The 15,827-nt window shown below is 41.6% G+C and carries 11 protein-coding genes and 1 tRNA gene (1 of these 12 running past the window's edge); 8 read left to right on the top strand and 4 right to left on the bottom strand.

Features of this window, described 5'->3' with window-relative positions; all coding sequences use genetic code 11:
* Positions 1 to 1,529 precede the first annotated feature (1,529 nt).
* The 4 genes from DN752_RS06330 to lpxB all read left to right on the top strand — a co-directional run bounded on the left by DN752_RS06330 (position 1,530) and on the right by lpxB (position 7,906).
* A complete protein-coding gene (locus DN752_RS06330) occupies positions 1,530 to 4,517 on the top strand; it encodes a SusC/RagA family TonB-linked outer membrane protein (protein WP_112783164.1) in 2,988 nt (995 codons plus the stop codon).
* A 12-nt stretch (positions 4,518 to 4,529) separates the two neighbouring features.
* The gene (locus DN752_RS06325) at positions 4,530 to 5,966 is read left to right on the top strand and encodes a RagB/SusD family nutrient uptake outer membrane protein (RefSeq protein WP_112783163.1); all 1,437 of its coding nucleotides are present in this window, start codon (positions 4,530 to 4,532) and stop codon (positions 5,964 to 5,966) included.
* 315 nt (positions 5,967 to 6,281) lie between these two features.
* On the top strand, positions 6,282 to 6,701 hold the full coding sequence (locus DN752_RS06320) for a 6-pyruvoyl trahydropterin synthase family protein (RefSeq protein ID WP_112783162.1): 420 nt from the start codon (positions 6,282 to 6,284) through the stop codon (positions 6,699 to 6,701).
* Between the two features lie 89 nt (positions 6,702 to 6,790).
* Entirely contained in the window at positions 6,791 to 7,906 is a 1,116-nt protein-coding gene (lpxB, locus tag DN752_RS06315) for a lipid-A-disaccharide synthase (protein ID WP_112783161.1), read from the top strand.
* A gap of 65 nt (positions 7,907 to 7,971) precedes the next feature.
* Here lpxB and clpX read toward each other — a convergent pair whose 3' ends face one another.
* From clpX to DN752_RS06295, 4 genes are all read right to left on the bottom strand, one after another.
* A complete protein-coding gene (gene clpX / locus DN752_RS06310; RefSeq protein WP_112783160.1) occupies positions 7,972 to 9,195 on the bottom strand; it encodes an ATP-dependent Clp protease ATP-binding subunit ClpX in 1,224 nt (407 codons plus the stop codon).
* 5 nt (positions 9,196 to 9,200) lie between these two features.
* On the bottom strand, positions 9,201 to 9,869 hold the full coding sequence (locus tag DN752_RS06305) for an ATP-dependent Clp protease proteolytic subunit (protein WP_112783159.1): 669 nt from the start codon (positions 9,867 to 9,869) through the stop codon (positions 9,201 to 9,203).
* A gap of 80 nt (positions 9,870 to 9,949) precedes the next feature.
* Positions 9,950 to 11,278, bottom strand: coding sequence for a trigger factor (gene tig / locus DN752_RS06300; RefSeq protein WP_112783158.1), 1,329 nt, complete (start codon positions 11,276 to 11,278; stop codon positions 9,950 to 9,952).
* A 130-nt stretch (positions 11,279 to 11,408) separates the two neighbouring features.
* Positions 11,409 to 11,490, bottom strand: a tRNA-Leu gene (locus DN752_RS06295).
* Between the two features lie 288 nt (positions 11,491 to 11,778).
* Here DN752_RS06295 and DN752_RS06290 point away from each other — a divergent pair.
* The 4 genes from DN752_RS06290 to DN752_RS06275 form a co-directional block, all read left to right on the top strand.
* Complete coding sequence (locus DN752_RS06290) at positions 11,779 to 14,001, top strand: RelA/SpoT family protein (protein WP_112783157.1); 2,223 nt, start codon at positions 11,779 to 11,781, stop codon at positions 13,999 to 14,001.
* A gap of 68 nt (positions 14,002 to 14,069) precedes the next feature.
* Positions 14,070 to 14,537, top strand: coding sequence for a Fur family transcriptional regulator (locus DN752_RS06285; protein WP_112783156.1), 468 nt, complete (start codon positions 14,070 to 14,072; stop codon positions 14,535 to 14,537).
* A 105-nt stretch (positions 14,538 to 14,642) separates the two neighbouring features.
* Entirely contained in the window at positions 14,643 to 14,987 is a 345-nt protein-coding gene (locus tag DN752_RS06280; protein WP_112783155.1) for an STAS domain-containing protein, read from the top strand.
* Positions 14,988 to 15,115: 128 nt separating this feature from the next.
* Positions 15,116 to 15,827 carry the 5' portion of an adenylosuccinate synthase gene (locus DN752_RS06275; protein WP_112783154.1) on the top strand. Its footprint extends 560 nt past the window's final position, so only the first 712 of its 1,272 coding nucleotides appear in the window; the start codon lies at positions 15,116 to 15,118; its stop codon lies off the right edge, out of view.

Genomic DNA, 15,827 nt, shown 5'->3' with positions numbered 1-15,827 from the left:
CCTATTTGTTTTATTTTTATAAGCACTACCGTTTGATCTCGTTAAGATACTCGTCCCCTAGGGCAAACGTACTTAAATAAAATGTTCCAATAGCAATTATATCTGTCGCTCCTATGGGACTTTATGGATCAAGCAATATTTCTGGGGGAATAAATTTCGACACACTTTCTTGAAAGTTATTCCCTATTAATTATTGGAATAAAGCGGTGTTGGCATGTATTGGGTTTTAGCGGGAATTTATAAGCGCTAGGAAGGTAATAGCGGCTAAAACAATGAGATTATTTTTGATGTTTACCATGGGAGTTGCCCATGGTTAAGGATGTTACGCCCTTTCAGGGCTTTTTTATGCCACTTGTCTTTTCCGGTTTAGTCAAAAAATCAGCGAAAATCATAATTATCTGTGTCATCAGCGTTCCATCAGCCCCTCAACTTTTCCGCTTGATCCAACTTTATATTCATGTGGGTTACAATTTAATCCGGTTTATGCCGGGGTTAAGGTACAGGTTGTCACCAGCACCTTCTATATGATCTTCCGCCAAAGGCAGATTAGACAGCATGGCCAGTTGTTGACTCACAAAACTCGTTAATCTAAGCCAGCCGCCATAATTGAGTAGACAGGCGCAACGGCTTTATCGGTCTCTATGTCAACTGTTGTCCTTGCTCTTTTAGCCATTCCCGACATACGCTGGGACAGGCTACAGCAGTTCCTAATGCACAAAGCGGGTTAAAGTGCCAGCGGCACGGGTGATAGTTATACACCTACACGAAAATTGTTTCCCTTCAATATACTAAATGCGGTTGCCCTGCTCGTAGCCCAGTGCGTGCGCCTTTTTTTCATACTGATATTGGGATGCAGCTATTTTTTTAACCCGGATTATGCATTAGGAATCGTAGTGAGAGCTGAAATTGCAAGAAAATCAGTTAGTTTGGAGGCATTAGCGTAGCACCGCTACGGTTATGCCGAAAACTAAAGTGAAACGGCTGATTTTGAAGCAGTTTCAGGTCGCAACAGATAGGCTAATGCATATTCCGGGTTTAACTAAGGGCAATGAAGGACTTTTTTGGTTTAAAAATGAGCAGCAAACTGTGTTTTTTTGAAATAGAAATGCTAAGAAACTAATTTTCTCATAACATATGGGTTTTGAAATAGCTGCCTGTATTTGTGTGTGTAAAATCACTTATTTTATGTGTATAATACCAATATAGTATATTAAAGGGTTGAACAAATTTTTGAAATCATCTTGATTAATTACAAAAAGTAAGTGTTAAAATATAAATTGGTTATATTTAGTTAAAACTTGTTAAAAATACTTTTTTCGATATATTGCATATTTATGTATTGTTTAATTGATGTATTTTAATTAATGGTTTTGTTGCAGTAGTTTATTTCGGTTAATGATGTTGTTGTATTTTTTGATGTATTTTGTGCTTGTTGAAGTAGTTAGTTTCATTTATAATAAATTAATCTACTATTGGATTATTAGATGGGAACGTTTATCTTGATAACGTTAAATCAAAATCAACCAATTATGAAGAAAGTTTTACTGCTAGGATTAGCAATTTTATTGGCCAGTGCTGTGGCATTTGGCCAGAGCCGGACAGTCTCTGGGACTGTTACCTCCGGTGAAGACGGTGGGGAGTTGCCCGGTGTTTCTGTTTTAGTAAAAGGAACCACGATGGGGACGGCGACAGATTTGGATGGAGAATATTCCATTGAAGTACCAGAAGGTGGTAATGTCTTGGTTTTTTCATTTATGGGAATGATCAGCCAGGAGGTTGAAATAGGAGGCAGGTCTATTATAAATGTGACTTTGCAAGCAGATGCCAAGCAATTGAGCGAAGTAGTGGTGCAGGCATATGGTATGCAGTCCGAAAAACTTAATACACAGCAAATAGAAACGGTAGGTTCGGAAGCTTTTGAGAATTTTCCAGTGATTTCTCCCCAAGAAGCTCTCCAAGGACAAGCTGCCGGTGTCCAGGCCACGTCATCTTCTGGATTGATTGGGTCTTCTCAAGTGGTGCGTATTAGGGGAATTACATCATTTACCTCTGGAAATGGTCCTTTGTTTGTTATCGATGGAGTCCCGCTGAATGATGCATCTGGATCTACTTCATACTCCTCAGGAGGAGGGGGAACAGCCCTTAATCCTTTAATGGATTTGAACCCAAATGATATAGAGAGCATGACTGTCCTTAAGGATGCCGCAGCAACGGCACTATATGGTTCAAGAGGTGCAAATGGGGTTATCTTAATTACTACGAAAAGTGGCAAATTGGGAGAAAAGACCCAAATTAATTTTGACTATTATACTGGTGTAAATAAAGCTTCCGTGGAAAAGGAAGTTTTGAATTTTGATCAATATTCCAGACTTAGGACTGATCTTGGTGATGATCCAGCTACTTTTCCTGAGAGTGGGACTAATTGGAGAGATATTGTAAGTCAAACGGGAGCGTTAAATTCCTATTCTTTAAATGCAAGCGGAGGCAGCGAAAAAACAACCTTCTTCGTAGGAGGAACTTATTTTAATAGTAAGGCTTATGTGATCGGGAATGAGGTGGATAAGTTGAATGGTAGATTAAACTTGACTCATGAAGCTTCAGATAAATTGAAGGTAGGGGTTAATTTTGCTACCTCTTCTTTGGTAAATGATAGGGTTGGGGCTGAAAATGATACTTTCTCTCCATGGACAGTTAGTTATCTGAACACTCCCTTCGGACAGCCTTATGATGCGGAAGGCAACTTGCAGCAGGCAGGTTTTAATAACCCACTCCTATTAGATAGGGATATCCGTTATGTATTAACTTCTAGAAGGAGTACAGGGAATGTTTTTGCCGAGTACAGTATTTTGGATGATTTAACATTTAAGACAGACTGGGGAATGGACTATGTGCAAGTTGAAGAAGAGTATCGGTCTGGTGATATCATTACTCCTGGGGGCTATGGTTCGAAAGAGATTAATCAAGATAGTAAATGGTTAACTACCAATACTCTCAACTATGTAAAGAGCTTTGAGTCCCACACGATTGATGCATTAGTTGGACAAAGCTTCGAAACTTCCGATAGGGATTTCATCCTTACTGAAGCGAATGGATATATTTCTGATGACCTCCCAAATACAGGCTCTGGCTCTGAGCCTGTAACGGCCTCTAACACGGGAACAGAATGGGCTATAGCCTCTTTTTTTGGTAGGTTAAACTACAACTACGCTGATAGATATATTGTCGAAGGTAGTATCCGACGAGATGGATCTTCGAGGTTTGGTGAGGATAAACGATACGGTACTTTTGCCGCAGTCTCCGCATCATGGCTAATTAGCTCCGAGGATTTCTTTCCAAAAGGCGGTGTAATAGACTTTATGAAATTATCTTCTAGCTATGGCTCTAGTGGCAATGACAGGATATCCAATTTTGGCGCCTTGGGACTGTACAGCGGAGTGAATTATAACGGCTCCCCAGGACTTTACTATTCCCAGCCTTCCAATCCAAATTTGACATGGGAAACCACTCACCAATTTGATGTCAATTTGAATGCGGAGTTGTTTTCCAATAGGTTAAGGTTTGACTTTAGTTATTGGAATAAAAACACTGATGGTATATTGCTAGACGTACCATTACCTTATACAACAGGGTTTGCCAGTAGGACCCAAAACTTCGGGGCGATGAAAAACAACGGTGTGGACATTTCATTGGCCGGAGATATTTTTACCAATACAGATTTTAAATGGACTGCCTCTTTTAATATTGGTTTTTTGAATAATGAGGTAACCAAGCTTCCCGAGACGGCCCAAGTAGATCCCAATGGTAATCTTTATGTGCCGATTGGGTCATTTACAGATGAGGCCAGGGCTACTGTTGGAAGGACTGCTAATGAGTTCTTCTTGAAAGATTATGTGGGCATAAATCCAGAAACTGGAGATGCAGAATGGGTAGGAGAAGATGGGAACCCTACTACTGATTATAGTGCTGCTCCTTATGTGTATGCGGGTTCTGCGCTGCCAAAAGCCACAGGCGGGTTTACTAACATGTTTATTTACAAAGGGTTATCGCTTAGGGTGTTCTTTAACTTTGTAAGTGGGGGACATGTATATCTGGCTGATAATGAATTCTCAGAAAACATAGCAGCAAGTGGCTCATTTAATAATGTCACCCGGGTACTTGACTCTTGGACCTCTGAAAATACCGATGCATTTGCACCTGCCTATTCCAGTTCAACAATGTCCTTTTGGGATAATGAATCCACAAGGCATTTATTCGACGCAAGCTATATTCGATTAAAAAACATCACACTGTCTTATCAGCTTCCTGTGAGTCTTTTGGAGCGTACTAAAGCCGTAAGGTCAGCAAGAGTTTATGTTATGGGGCAGAATTTGGCGACTTTCGCAAGTGATGCCTTTGACAATGGCTCTGATCCAGAAGTGAATACTTCGGGTACAGAAGCTGGAAATATGTCTGGAGAGAGTTTCTTTACCTCTCCAAACCCGAAACAAGTAACCTTTGGTGTATCATTAGGATTTTAAATAAAGGAAACAATGAAGACTATATATAAGATTTTATCCTGTGCACTGCTGTTTACGGCTTGCGCAGACAGATTGGAAGATATAAAGCCGCAGCAATCCTTATCAGAAGATGTTGCCTTTGATAGCTATAATAATGCTGAAGGTGTGCTTATTGGCTGTTACGATTTAATGCAAGATTTACACGTCTTCGGTAGTCAGCCACAGTTTATATCAGATTTTATTACTGATAATGTGAATTTTACGGGGTCATTTCCTTCACTCCAGGATTTTAACAACTTCTCCGTACAGCCAGCCAATAGTACAGTCGATGAAGTTTGGAGAGATGGCTATCAAGTGATTTTGGGTGCAAATGCGATTATTGCTAATGTTCCCGGTATCGAGGACGCCACAGAAGAAGAAAAGGCCGAGTTGATCGGTGCCGCAAGGTATATTAGAGGGATGGTTTATTTCTTATTGGCCAACTTGTATTCTCAGCCATATATCGTGAACAATGGAGATAACCTTTCCGTCCCACTTTATTTGGAACCGTTTACTGGGGAAGTAGTGAATTTGCCCCGAAATACTCTTGCCCAGGTATACGCGCAGATTGAAAGTGATTTAATGTTTGCGGAGCAAAACTTACCGCCAGCTGCCGATCAGGGATTTGCCTCTTCGTATTCCGCAACAGCTTTGTTGTCCAGATTATATTTATATATGCAGGATTGGGAAAATGCCGCAAACTCTGCTGAAACGGTGATTGCAGAAGGAGGTTATTCGCTTAATAGCGATTTGTCTTTTTACAACACCGTTAACGATGAGATTGTCTTTTCTATTGAAAATAACGCGACAGATCCACAAAGTAACAGTGATGATGAGACAAGTAGTGGTTCTTGGGACGGATACTATACAGGGAGAGACCAAGGGGGTAGAGGTGATGGAGAGTTTTCCCCAAACTTGGAGGCATTATTTGCTGGAGAGCCGGAAGATATAAGAGGAACGTTTAAGGTGGAAGATGTGAATTTTAATGGTAATCCGGCGGTTTATACACTTAAGTATGATAATGGTAATGATAATTCAAGTGATTATCACGCCATCCGTATAGCGGAAGTAATGCTCAATCGCGCGGAAGCACTCGTGCAGTTAAACCAAACAGTAGATGCGGAGGCGATCAGTCTGGTAAATGAAATTAGGGAAAGAGCGGGGCTTACTACCCCATGGACAGTAGGTGACTTTGCTAATGCCGAGCAGCTACTGGAAGCTATATATGATCAAAGGCGTAAGGAATTATGCTTCGAAGGGCATAGAAGAATGGATTTGTTAAGAACAGGAAAGCCTTTGAGAACTGAGACTCCACCAAGTGTGGCTGTTCAAAATGCAGGTGTAGGAGTGGTCGCTGGTGATCCAGAGGCGATTTGGCCTATCCCACAATCTCAAATGAACATCAACCCTGAATTGGAGCCGAATCCATAATCAGCAATATGACTTTTGAATAAAAGAAAGGATCACCTATATTGTTTAGGTGGTCCTTTTTTCTTTTGAAGCGATTGGGTGAAGTTCTACTCGGAATTAATACCGTTTAGTTCATGTGTATTTAGAATCACCTGTTCTATTTGATTTATATTGGACAACTATTTTTCTGGCTAAATTCCTTGGTGGTTTTCATCCACCACGATGATTAGATTTGCCCAGCTAAAGTCAATCAAAAAAGGGGTACATAGGTACATAAACCGGGCTAAAAACTCCTGCTTTTTTTGTATCTTTGCCCTCTCAAATCTGAAATCAGTCATGATACACGTTTCTAGAAAAGAGCATTTTAATGCCGCTCATAAATTATGGAATCCCAATTGGACGGAAGAGAAGAACATAGAGGTGTTTGGGCCTTGTGCCAATGTCAACTGGCATGGCCACAATTTTGAGTTGATCGTAACCGTAAAGGGGCTTCCTGATGAGGGAACGGGCTTTGTGGTGGATCTTAAAGCGCTGAGTACGTTGATCAGGACATTGGTGATCGATAAAGTGGACCATAAAAACCTCAACGTGGACGTGGATTTCATGCAAGGGAAAATGGCGAGCTGCGAAAACCTTGTGATGGAATTTTGGAAAATATTACAGCCTGCCGTGGACAAAATCACCCCTCACGGTGGACTGTACAAGCTGAAACTTTACGAAACCCCACGTAACTTTGTGGAGTACTACGGTGAGTGATTCGGGTGGTCAGCGCTAAGCGCTCTATTAGCTTTCCAATGGGATGACTTTCGAACATTATTACCTCAAACACTAAACCTTCCTCCCCAATGAAATATTATGTCATAGCTGGTGAGCGGTCAGGAGACATGCACCTGGCAAATTTACTCCATGCGTTGAAGGTGGAGGATCAAAAGGCTTATTTTCGGGGAATGGGAGGAGATTACAGCATTGATGAGGGGCTTTCTCCTGTGGCCCATTATGATGAAGTGGCATTGATGGGCTTTGTTGAAGTGCTTTTTGGCTTTAGAAAGGTGCTTAAGTACCTTCGACTTGTCAAAAATGATATCTTGGACTATAAGCCCGATGCATTGATCCTGGTGGATTATGGTGGCTTCAATATGAAGATCGCCAAGTTTGCACATGAGCATGGTATCGCCGTGCATTATTATATTCCCCCAAAAGTGTGGGCTTGGAATCAGAGTAGGGCCTATAAACTCAAAAGGTACGTCGATCACCTTTATTCTATCTTACCATTTGAGCCATCGTTTTTCAAGAAGTTTGATTGGGAGGTGAGTTACGTCGGTAACCCTCTTTTGGATCAGATCAACAAGTTTACCCCACATGATTTTTTCTATCAAAAAAATGAAATCAGTTATAAACCTATTGTCGCATTGCTCCCGGGGAGTAGAAAGCAGGAGGTGGAGAATATGCTGGAAAATATGGTCGGGATCCTTCCTGCCTTTCCCAATGTCCAGTTTATGATTGCAGGGGTAAAAAACCTACCCACCGAGGTCTATGATCCCGCTCGCAAAAGCGGGATCAAGGTGATTTTTGACCAGACTTATGACCTGCTTCATTATGCCAATGCAGCCGTCGTTACTTCCGGTACTGCCACATTGGAGACGGCTTTGTTCAATGTTCCCCAGGTGGTGGTGTACAAGACTAGCAGCATCAGCTATGCCATTGCCAAGCGACTGATCAAGGTGCCGTTTATTTCTCTGGTAAACTTGATTGCCGAAAAAGAGGTGGTCAAAGAATTGATCCAAGGGGATTACAATAGGGAGGTGCTTCAAGAAGAACTCAAAGGGTTACTGGGAAGTAGCCAACATAAGGAGGCTGTTTTGGAGGGATATAAATTAGTAAAGGAAAAAATTGGAGAGGAAAAAGCCTCTGAAAAAACAGCCAAGTTGATTTATAAGAGTTTAACCCGGTTTATGCAATAGCCATAATTTTATTAATCAAGACGGTATTAAAAAAGGCTCAGATTTAAATCTGAGCCTTTTAACATTTACGCTACTTGTAGCTTTTTGAATTTCGATTTATCAAATTGCCGTTGGGCATATTTCCGGTTGACTACCAGTTCTTTTGTTTCTGTGTCCGATGGCAATTCGTACATGGCATCGGTTATGATTGCTTCACAGATAGACCTCAGGCCACGAGCGCCCAAGTTGTATTCGACAGCTTTTTCGACGATATAGTCGATGCCGCTTTCTTCGAATGATAGTTTTACCCCTTCCATGTCCATCAGTTTTATGTATTGCTTCGTAAGTGCATTTTTTGGCTCTGTAAGGATGCTTTTCAGCGTCGCCTTATCCAGAGGGTCCAAGTGGGTCAGCACAGGAAGACGACCGATCAGCTCAGGGATTAGCCCAAAGGACTTTAGGTCAGGAGCAGTTACGTACTGGAGCAGGTTGTTACGGTCCACCAAGTCGCTTTCGGTCTTTTTGCTGAAACCTAGCGGCTGTGTGTTTAGTCTGTTGGCAATATGCCTGGAGATTCCGTCAAAGGCTCCACCGCAAACGAACAGGATATTCTCGGTGTTTACCGCAATCATTTTCTGATCGGGGTGTTTTCTGCCTCCTTGCGGCGGTACATTGACCGTGGTGCCTTCAAGAAGCTTCAGCATGGCCTGTTGTACCCCTTCACCGCTGACATCCCTCGTGATAGATGGATTGTCCGATTTTCGGGCGATTTTATCGATCTCATCAATATAGACAATGCCTCTCTCGGCAGCCTCCAAGTTATAGTCAGCAGATTGGAGCAATCGGGTAAGGATGCTTTCCACATCTTCGCCTACATACCCTGCTTCTGTCAGGACGGTGGCATCTGCGATACAGAAAGGGACTTCCAGTATTTTGGCAAGTGTTTTGGCCAGATATGTTTTACCTGTTCCTGTATCTCCCACCATGATGATATTGGATTTTTCGATCTTGATATCGTCATGGTTGTCTTTTTGGAGAAGACGCTTGTAATGGTTGTACACAGCTACGGAAAGCACCTTTTTTGCCTCTTCTTGACCGATTACATAATTGTTGAGGTATTCGGTCAGCTCTTTGGGTTTTCTGAGCTTGAACTTCGGTTTTTTGTCTTGCTTTTTGGTTTTTTCCTCTTCACCTAGGATTTGGTAGGCCTGGTCGATACAGAAATTACAGATATGAGCTGAAATCCCTGAAACCATCAGGTCTACATCCTTTTTATTTCTCCCGCAAAAGGAACAAGTAACTTGCGCCATGATTTTTATTTTCTAGTCAATACTTCGTCGATCAAGCCGTACTCTTTGGCTTCTGGAGCTCTCATCCAGTAGTCCCTGTCAGAGTTTTGCTCGATTTCTTTGATGTCTTTTCCTGAGTGGTGTGCTAGGATTTCAAAAAGCTCCTGCTTTAATATCAAAATTTGCTTAGCAGTAATTTCAATATCGGAAGCTTGACCTTGTGCACCGCCGAGGGGTTGGTGGATCATTACCCTGGAGTGGGGAAGGGCGGCTCTTTTGCCAGCTGCTCCGCCAGCAAGCAATACAGCACCCATAGAAGCGGCTAGTCCCGTACAAATGGTGCCTACTTCGGGGTTAATATACTGCATTGTATCGTATATACCAAGTCCGGCATAGACAGACCCTCCTGGGCTGTTGATGTACAGCAGGATGTCCTTCTTGCTATCTACTGATTCCAAAAACAATAATTGGGCTGTAATGATGTTGGCAATATGATCGTCTACTTGGGTGCCCAAGAAAATGATCCTGTCCATGATCAATCGAGAAAATACATCGATTTCCCGGAAGTTGGTAGGTCGTTCTTCGATGACCGACCTGGTCATATTTTCTATATGGTTGGTGTATTGGTCAAAGGCGGTGCCGCTCACACCTTGGTTGTGAATGGCGTATTTTCTGAATTCATCTTTGTTAATCATGCTATCGTTTTTTTTGAATTAGTACAAAAATAAAAAAAGCCCTTAGAAAAGGACTTTTTAATAACGATTTATTCAGTGAATTAGTTTTGTACTAATTCCTTAAACTTCTCAACGTCTATTTTTTCCTCTTTTAGCGTGATTTTTTCTTTCACTAATTCGAGTACTTTGTCATTTTGAACAGCTGTCAGCATCTGCATGTAGTTCTGTCCTTCGTTACCTTGGAGGTAATTGTTGACAAACATGTCCATGTTATCTTCCATCTGCGAGCCCAGTCCGGAAGCAGCTAATTGCTCTCTTACCATTTCCTGTGTTTTCGCTATGACGTCTTCATGCTCTGCTTTGACTTCGTTCTCTTCCGCCAGTTTGTTGGAAATCAATGACCACGTCAACTGCTTCGCGTAGATAGGAAATTCCTTTTCTACATCTTCTTCGGATACTTTTCCTTCGTTGGCTTTGATCAACCATTCTTTGAGGAATGCTTCCGGAAGTTCGATATTGGCTTTTTCCGTAAGAGTTTCTTTGATTTTTTCTTCTGTGAAGACCTTGGTTTCTTTATTGTAATTATCGCCAAGGATCTCTTCTATTTTGGCAGTAAATTCTTCTTCTGTTTTTACTTGATCAGGGCCGAATACTTTGTCGAAGAACTCTTGGTCCATGTCTGCATCTTCCGTGCGGTTGATGTTTTGTACCGTGAAGGTGTAGTTGCCGGACACTTTCTCCGCTTCTTCTTCACTTACGCCCAACACTTCTGCAAGGTCGGACTTGATGGCTTTGGAAGGGTCAAATTCGATTTCTGCTCCTTTTTCCACGCCTATAAATTTCTTTACAGACCTTCCGTCAAACTTGGACAGTGGAAGGGAAAGGGCTTGTTCGAATGAGCCGTCTGCTGCTTTCAGGTCACCGTATAGAAAATCATTTTCCTGGCTTACCTCAGGATTGGTCATTTTACCGTACTGGCCTCTGAGATTGGCTATGGCATCGTCAATGGCTTTTTTGTCAACCTTCAGTTTGTAGTCAGTAGCCTTGATCGACTTGTCCAATGTGATATCCACATTCTCAACAAACCCAATTCTATATTCAAATTCAAATTCCTTTTGGTTTTTCCAGTCAATAGCATCAGCATCTTCTACTACTGGAAGAGGTTCTCCCAAGATCTTGAATGATTGCTCTTTTATATAATCACTCAATGATTTGGAAAGGATGTCATTGATTTCTTCTACCAAAACAGACGTTCCGTACATTTTTTTCACCATGCCAATAGGAGCTTTGCCAGGTCTAAAGCCTTTAATATTGGATTTCTTGGCGTAGTCTTTTATTTTGGCATCAACTTTTGGTTGATAATCTGCTTCATTTAAGTTAATTTTAATTGAAGCTTGATTGGCGGATTGCTTGTCTAATTTGATTTCCAAGGCTATATTGATTAAATTTTGCTATAAACTGAAAACCCTCAACCTCGACGCCTTTTCCCTTTCTGATTTTTCAAACCGTAATTTGATTAAATCGAGGGTATTGCTTCGGGATTGAGGGCTGGTTGAATAGTGCGGATGGAGGGACTCGAACCCCCATGCCTCGCGGCGCTAGATCCTAAGTCTAGTGCGTCTACCAATTTCGCCACATCCGCATTTTGAATGTTTGGAAGCCGTGTTGCTTCCGTAATGTGGATGCAAAGGTAATAAGGAAAATTTAATCTGCAACAGTATGCCGACAAAAAAATCGATAAAAGTAATGAAAAAAATATAAGTGCTTCTTTATCAGTAGAGTTTGTTTTTTGGCGTGTTTTAAATAAATAAACTGTGTTATGTGGGATGGCTGTTTGGGAAAAAAAGTTCAAATTAGTGTTTCATATAAGAATCCTAAATAACTAAATAAAGCTAACCGGAAGTTTTAACATAAGCTTCATCAAGGAAATATGATTAATGTAGATCTGGAGGTAGAAAGAAAAGAGATATTAAAACGGTACAGGAAGATTTTGAGGTTGGCCAAGCCGCTGTTGAAGGATGGCGATGCGAAACTGATCAAAAAGGCTTTCAATGTGTCAAGTGAAGCGCATAAGGAAATGCGACGAAAGTCCGGTGAGCCATATATCTACCACCCGCTTGAGGTGGCGCTGATATGTGTGGAGGAAATAGGGCTTGGTACTACCAGTATTGTGGCTGCACTGCTGCATGATGTGGTGGAGGATACCGAGTGGGAGCTGGAGGATATAGAGAGGGAGTTTGGTCCGAAGGTAACCATGATCATAGATGGACTCACCAAGATTTCCGGTGTTTTTGATTACGGGAGTTCGCAACAAGCCGAAAATTTCAGGAAAATGTTGCTCACCCTGTCCGATGATGTCAGGGTGATATTGATCAAACTGGCAGATAGGCTGAACAATATGCGGACCTTGCAGAGCATGCCCCGCCACAAGCAGCTCAAAATTGCCTCTGAGACCATGTACTTGTATGCTCCATTGGCCCACCGGCTAGGGCTTTATAGCATAAAATCCGAATTGGAGGACCTGTACCTTAAGTACACCGATACGGAGACCTATCAGTTTATAGTTGGTAAAATAAAAGAGACCAGGCTTTCCAGGAATAAATTCATCAAGAGTTTTACCGCCCCGATCGAAAGAGAGCTTACCGCCCAAGGTTTTGAGTTCACTATAAAAGGTAGACCGAAGTCAGTTTATTCGATCTATAACAAAATGAAAAAGCAAAACATACCTTTTGAGGAAGTGTATGATTTGTTTGCCATTCGGGTCATCATTGATTCAGAAGACGAAAGCGAGAAGGCCGATAGCTGGCAAGTATATTCTATTGTCACAGACTTTTACCGGCCCAATCCAGACCGGCTGCGAGACTGGATCAGTACGCCTCGAGCCAATGGCTATGAATCCCTGCATACCACTGTGATGAGCAATACCGGCCAATGGGTCGAAGTCCAGATAAGGACGTCCAGGATGGATGATATTGCAGAGCGCGGATATGCGGCCCACTGGAAGTATAAGGAAAAAGACCTTAGCCCGTCCAAAAATGGCCCTGGCCTAGACGAGTGGATTACACAAGTGCGGACATTATTGGAGTCCAATGATGGTTCTGCAATAGAGTTTATGGATGATTTTCGGGGCAATCTCTTTCAGGATGAGGTGTTTGTGTTTACACCAAAAGGAGATTTGAAGGTGTTGCCCTATGGTGCCACAGCATTGGACTTTGCCTTTGAAATCCATTCAGAGGTAGGCGAAAAATGCATCGGCGCCAAAATAAACCAACGTTTGGTTCCTATTAACCATAAGCTTAAGAATGGGGACCAAGTGGAGATCCTTACTTCCAAGAAGCAAAAACCATCCGAGGACTGGCTGAAGTCTGTCATCACCTCTCGTGCCAAAGCGAAGATCAAAGACGCTTTGAAGGAGGAAAAGAAGAGCTTGATCATGGATGGGAAGGAGATCGTGCAGCGTAAACTGAAGCAGATGAAGATGGATTTTTCCTCTGTAGTAGTGGAGCAGCTACGGGCGTTTTTTGAGACCAAGACTGCTACTGAATTTTATTTTAAGGTCGGCAAGGGAATTATAGACCCTACATCGATTAAGAGCTTCAAGGATTTCAAGCAGACCAAAAAGAAGAAAACCAAGAGTCCTCTCCAGCACGTTACCGATGAATCATCCTTTACCAAGGAAATCAAGAACCTCAAAGGGCCAGACCATGACCAGCTCTTGATAGGAGAGGACATGGATGTAGTCGATTATATTTTGGCCAAATGTTGTAACCCTATCCCCGGTGATGACGTGTTTGGTTTTGTAACGGTCAATGAAGGAATTAAGATCCATCGTACCTCCTGTCCCAATGCACTCGAGCTACTTTCAAATCATGGAAACCGCGTCATCAAAGCACGCTGGACCAGTCAGCAAGAGATCGCTTTTCTGGCCGGGCTGAAGATCGTTGGGACTGATCGGGTGGGGCTGATTAATGATCTCACCAGAGTGATTTCAAGTGAGTTAAAAGTGAATATGCGCTCTATCACAGTCGATTCTGATAGTGGGTTATTTGAAGGGTCTATCAAGTTATATGTACACAGTACCAATCATTTGGATAGTTTGATTAATAATCTGATGGAAGTGCAAGGGGTAATCAAAGTAACCCGTTTTGACTAATTAGTGAAGCCTTATTTGAATCTTTTCTAAATAAGAAGTGTATATTTGTAGAAACAAAGCATAATAAGATGGCCTTGAATGAAAAGCTATTCGAAGAGGTAAAGAAGATATTTACTGCTTATCTGGAAAATAAAAAATTAAGAAAAACACCTGAACGTTACGCTATTTTAGAAGAAATATACGGGCGTGATGGACATTTTGATGTAGAGTCCCTTTACATCAGCATGAAAAATAAGAATTACCGGGTAAGCAGGGCCACAGTATATAACACACTTGACCTTTTGGTAGAGTGTGATTTGGTTACCAAGCATCAATTTGGTCAGAACCTTGCCCAATATGAAAAATCATATGGATACAAGCAACATGATCATTTGATCTGTACAGAATGCCATAAAGTGGTCGAATTTTGTGATCCAAGGATCCAGAATATTCAGAATACGGTTGGTGAAATCTTAAATTTCAATATTCTCCATCATTCCTTAATTTTGTATGGAAACTGCAATAAGAAAGATTGTGAAAACAAAATTGCTGTTTAAGCATCATCTTATAGTGATATCCCGTTGAAGTTAATTGGATGTTGCTATTGATTCTTTTAGCAATTTGGAATGACGGGACGCCAATAATCAACTCGAAATAAATACATGAAATTAAATTATAGCTCGAAAAGAGAAGCCAAAAGCATCATTTTGTCCTTGGAAGGAGACTTGATAGGGGATGAGGCAGGGCCCCAGTTAGTAGAGGTCATTTCTGATGCGGTACAGGATAAGGTCGAAAATTGCATCATTGACCTTAAGGAAGTACGTTACATCAGTAGCAGCGGAATCGGCGTGTTGATTACGATGTTGACCAAAATGCGGAATGCAGGGGGAGAAGTGTACTTGGCCTCACCTTCCGAACACGTCAAGAAATTATTGCTGATCACCAAATTGAACAATATTTTCACCGTTTTTGATTCCTTGGAAGCAGCAAAGGAAGGTGTTGAATAAACAATAAGCGTGTAAATTTGGAGGATGTGGTGTAAAAAAAAGTAGCATTGAGTTGCTATTTTTTTTTGTTATTGCAAACTTCACGCGGAATTTGACAAAGATAAAATAGACATATACTTATATATACAATGAAAATGGACGTTCTTTTAGGCCTACAGTGGGGAGACGAAGGCAAAGGTAAGGTAGTTGATTTCCTCGCGCCTAAATATAATATGGTTGCCAGGTTTCAAGGAGGTCCTAATGCGGGTCATACCCTGGAATTTGATGGCATCAAGCATGTGCTTCACCAGATTCCAAGTGGTATATTCAGAGATAACCTGAAAAATATCATCGGAAATGGGGTGGTACTGGATCCTGTAGTGTTGCGGAAAGAGATAGAAGGGCTCAAAAAGTTCAATATTGCTTTTCAGCAAAATCTTTTTGTTTCCAAAAAGGCCACCATAATTATTCCCACTCATAAGCTGCTCGATGCAGCGTATGAGAAATCCAAAGGTGATAAGAAAATTGGTTCCACTCTAAAAGGAATAGGGCCGACCTATCAGGATAAAATAGGCAGGGTAGCTCTAAGGGTAGGCGATATCCTTAGCCCTGATTTTAAGGAAAAATACGATGCATTGGTGGAGAAACATAAGGCAGTACTTGCTTTTTATGATTTTGATATCACCGAATTGCCAAAATTGGAGGAATCCTTTTTTGAGTCCATTGCATTTTTCAAGTCACTGAACTTGGTTAATAGTGAATACGAGGTCAATGGGGCACTTGATAGCGGCGATAAGGTTTTGGCCGAAGGTGCACAAGGTTCATTATTGGACATTGACTTTGGTAGCTATCCGTTCGTGA

The organism is Echinicola strongylocentroti, assembly GCF_003260975.1.
GTDB classification, from domain to species: domain Bacteria; phylum Bacteroidota; class Bacteroidia; order Cytophagales; family Cyclobacteriaceae; genus Echinicola; species Echinicola strongylocentroti.
The sequence above is the reverse complement of the archived record's forward strand: the minus strand, read 5'-3'. Positions and strand labels throughout refer to the sequence as shown.

Bases quoted from the DNA above. Each gene is read 5' to 3' on its own strand.
- DN752_RS06280 (WP_112783155.1), top strand. From the start codon at position 14,643: ATGAAATTAAATTATAGCTCGAAAAGAGAAGCCAAAAGCATCATTTTG.
- DN752_RS06330 (WP_112783164.1), top strand. From the start codon at position 1,530: ATGAAGAAAGTTTTACTGCTAGGATTAGCAATTTTATTGGCCAGTGCT.
- DN752_RS06320 (WP_112783162.1), top strand. From the start codon at position 6,282: ATGATACACGTTTCTAGAAAAGAGCATTTTAATGCCGCTCATAAATTA.
- DN752_RS06285 (WP_112783156.1), top strand. From the start codon at position 14,070: ATGGCCTTGAATGAAAAGCTATTCGAAGAGGTAAAGAAGATATTTACT.
- lpxB (WP_112783161.1), top strand. From the start codon at position 6,791: ATGAAATATTATGTCATAGCTGGTGAGCGGTCAGGAGACATGCACCTG.
- DN752_RS06290 (WP_112783157.1), top strand. From the start codon at position 11,779: ATGATTAATGTAGATCTGGAGGTAGAAAGAAAAGAGATATTAAAACGG.
- DN752_RS06325 (WP_112783163.1), top strand. From the start codon at position 4,530: ATGAAGACTATATATAAGATTTTATCCTGTGCACTGCTGTTTACGGCT.
- clpX (WP_112783160.1), bottom strand. From the start codon at position 9,195: ATGGCGCAAGTTACTTGTTCCTTTTGCGGGAGAAATAAAAAGGATGTA.
- DN752_RS06305 (WP_112783159.1), bottom strand. From the start codon at position 9,869: ATGATTAACAAAGATGAATTCAGAAAATACGCCATTCACAACCAAGGT.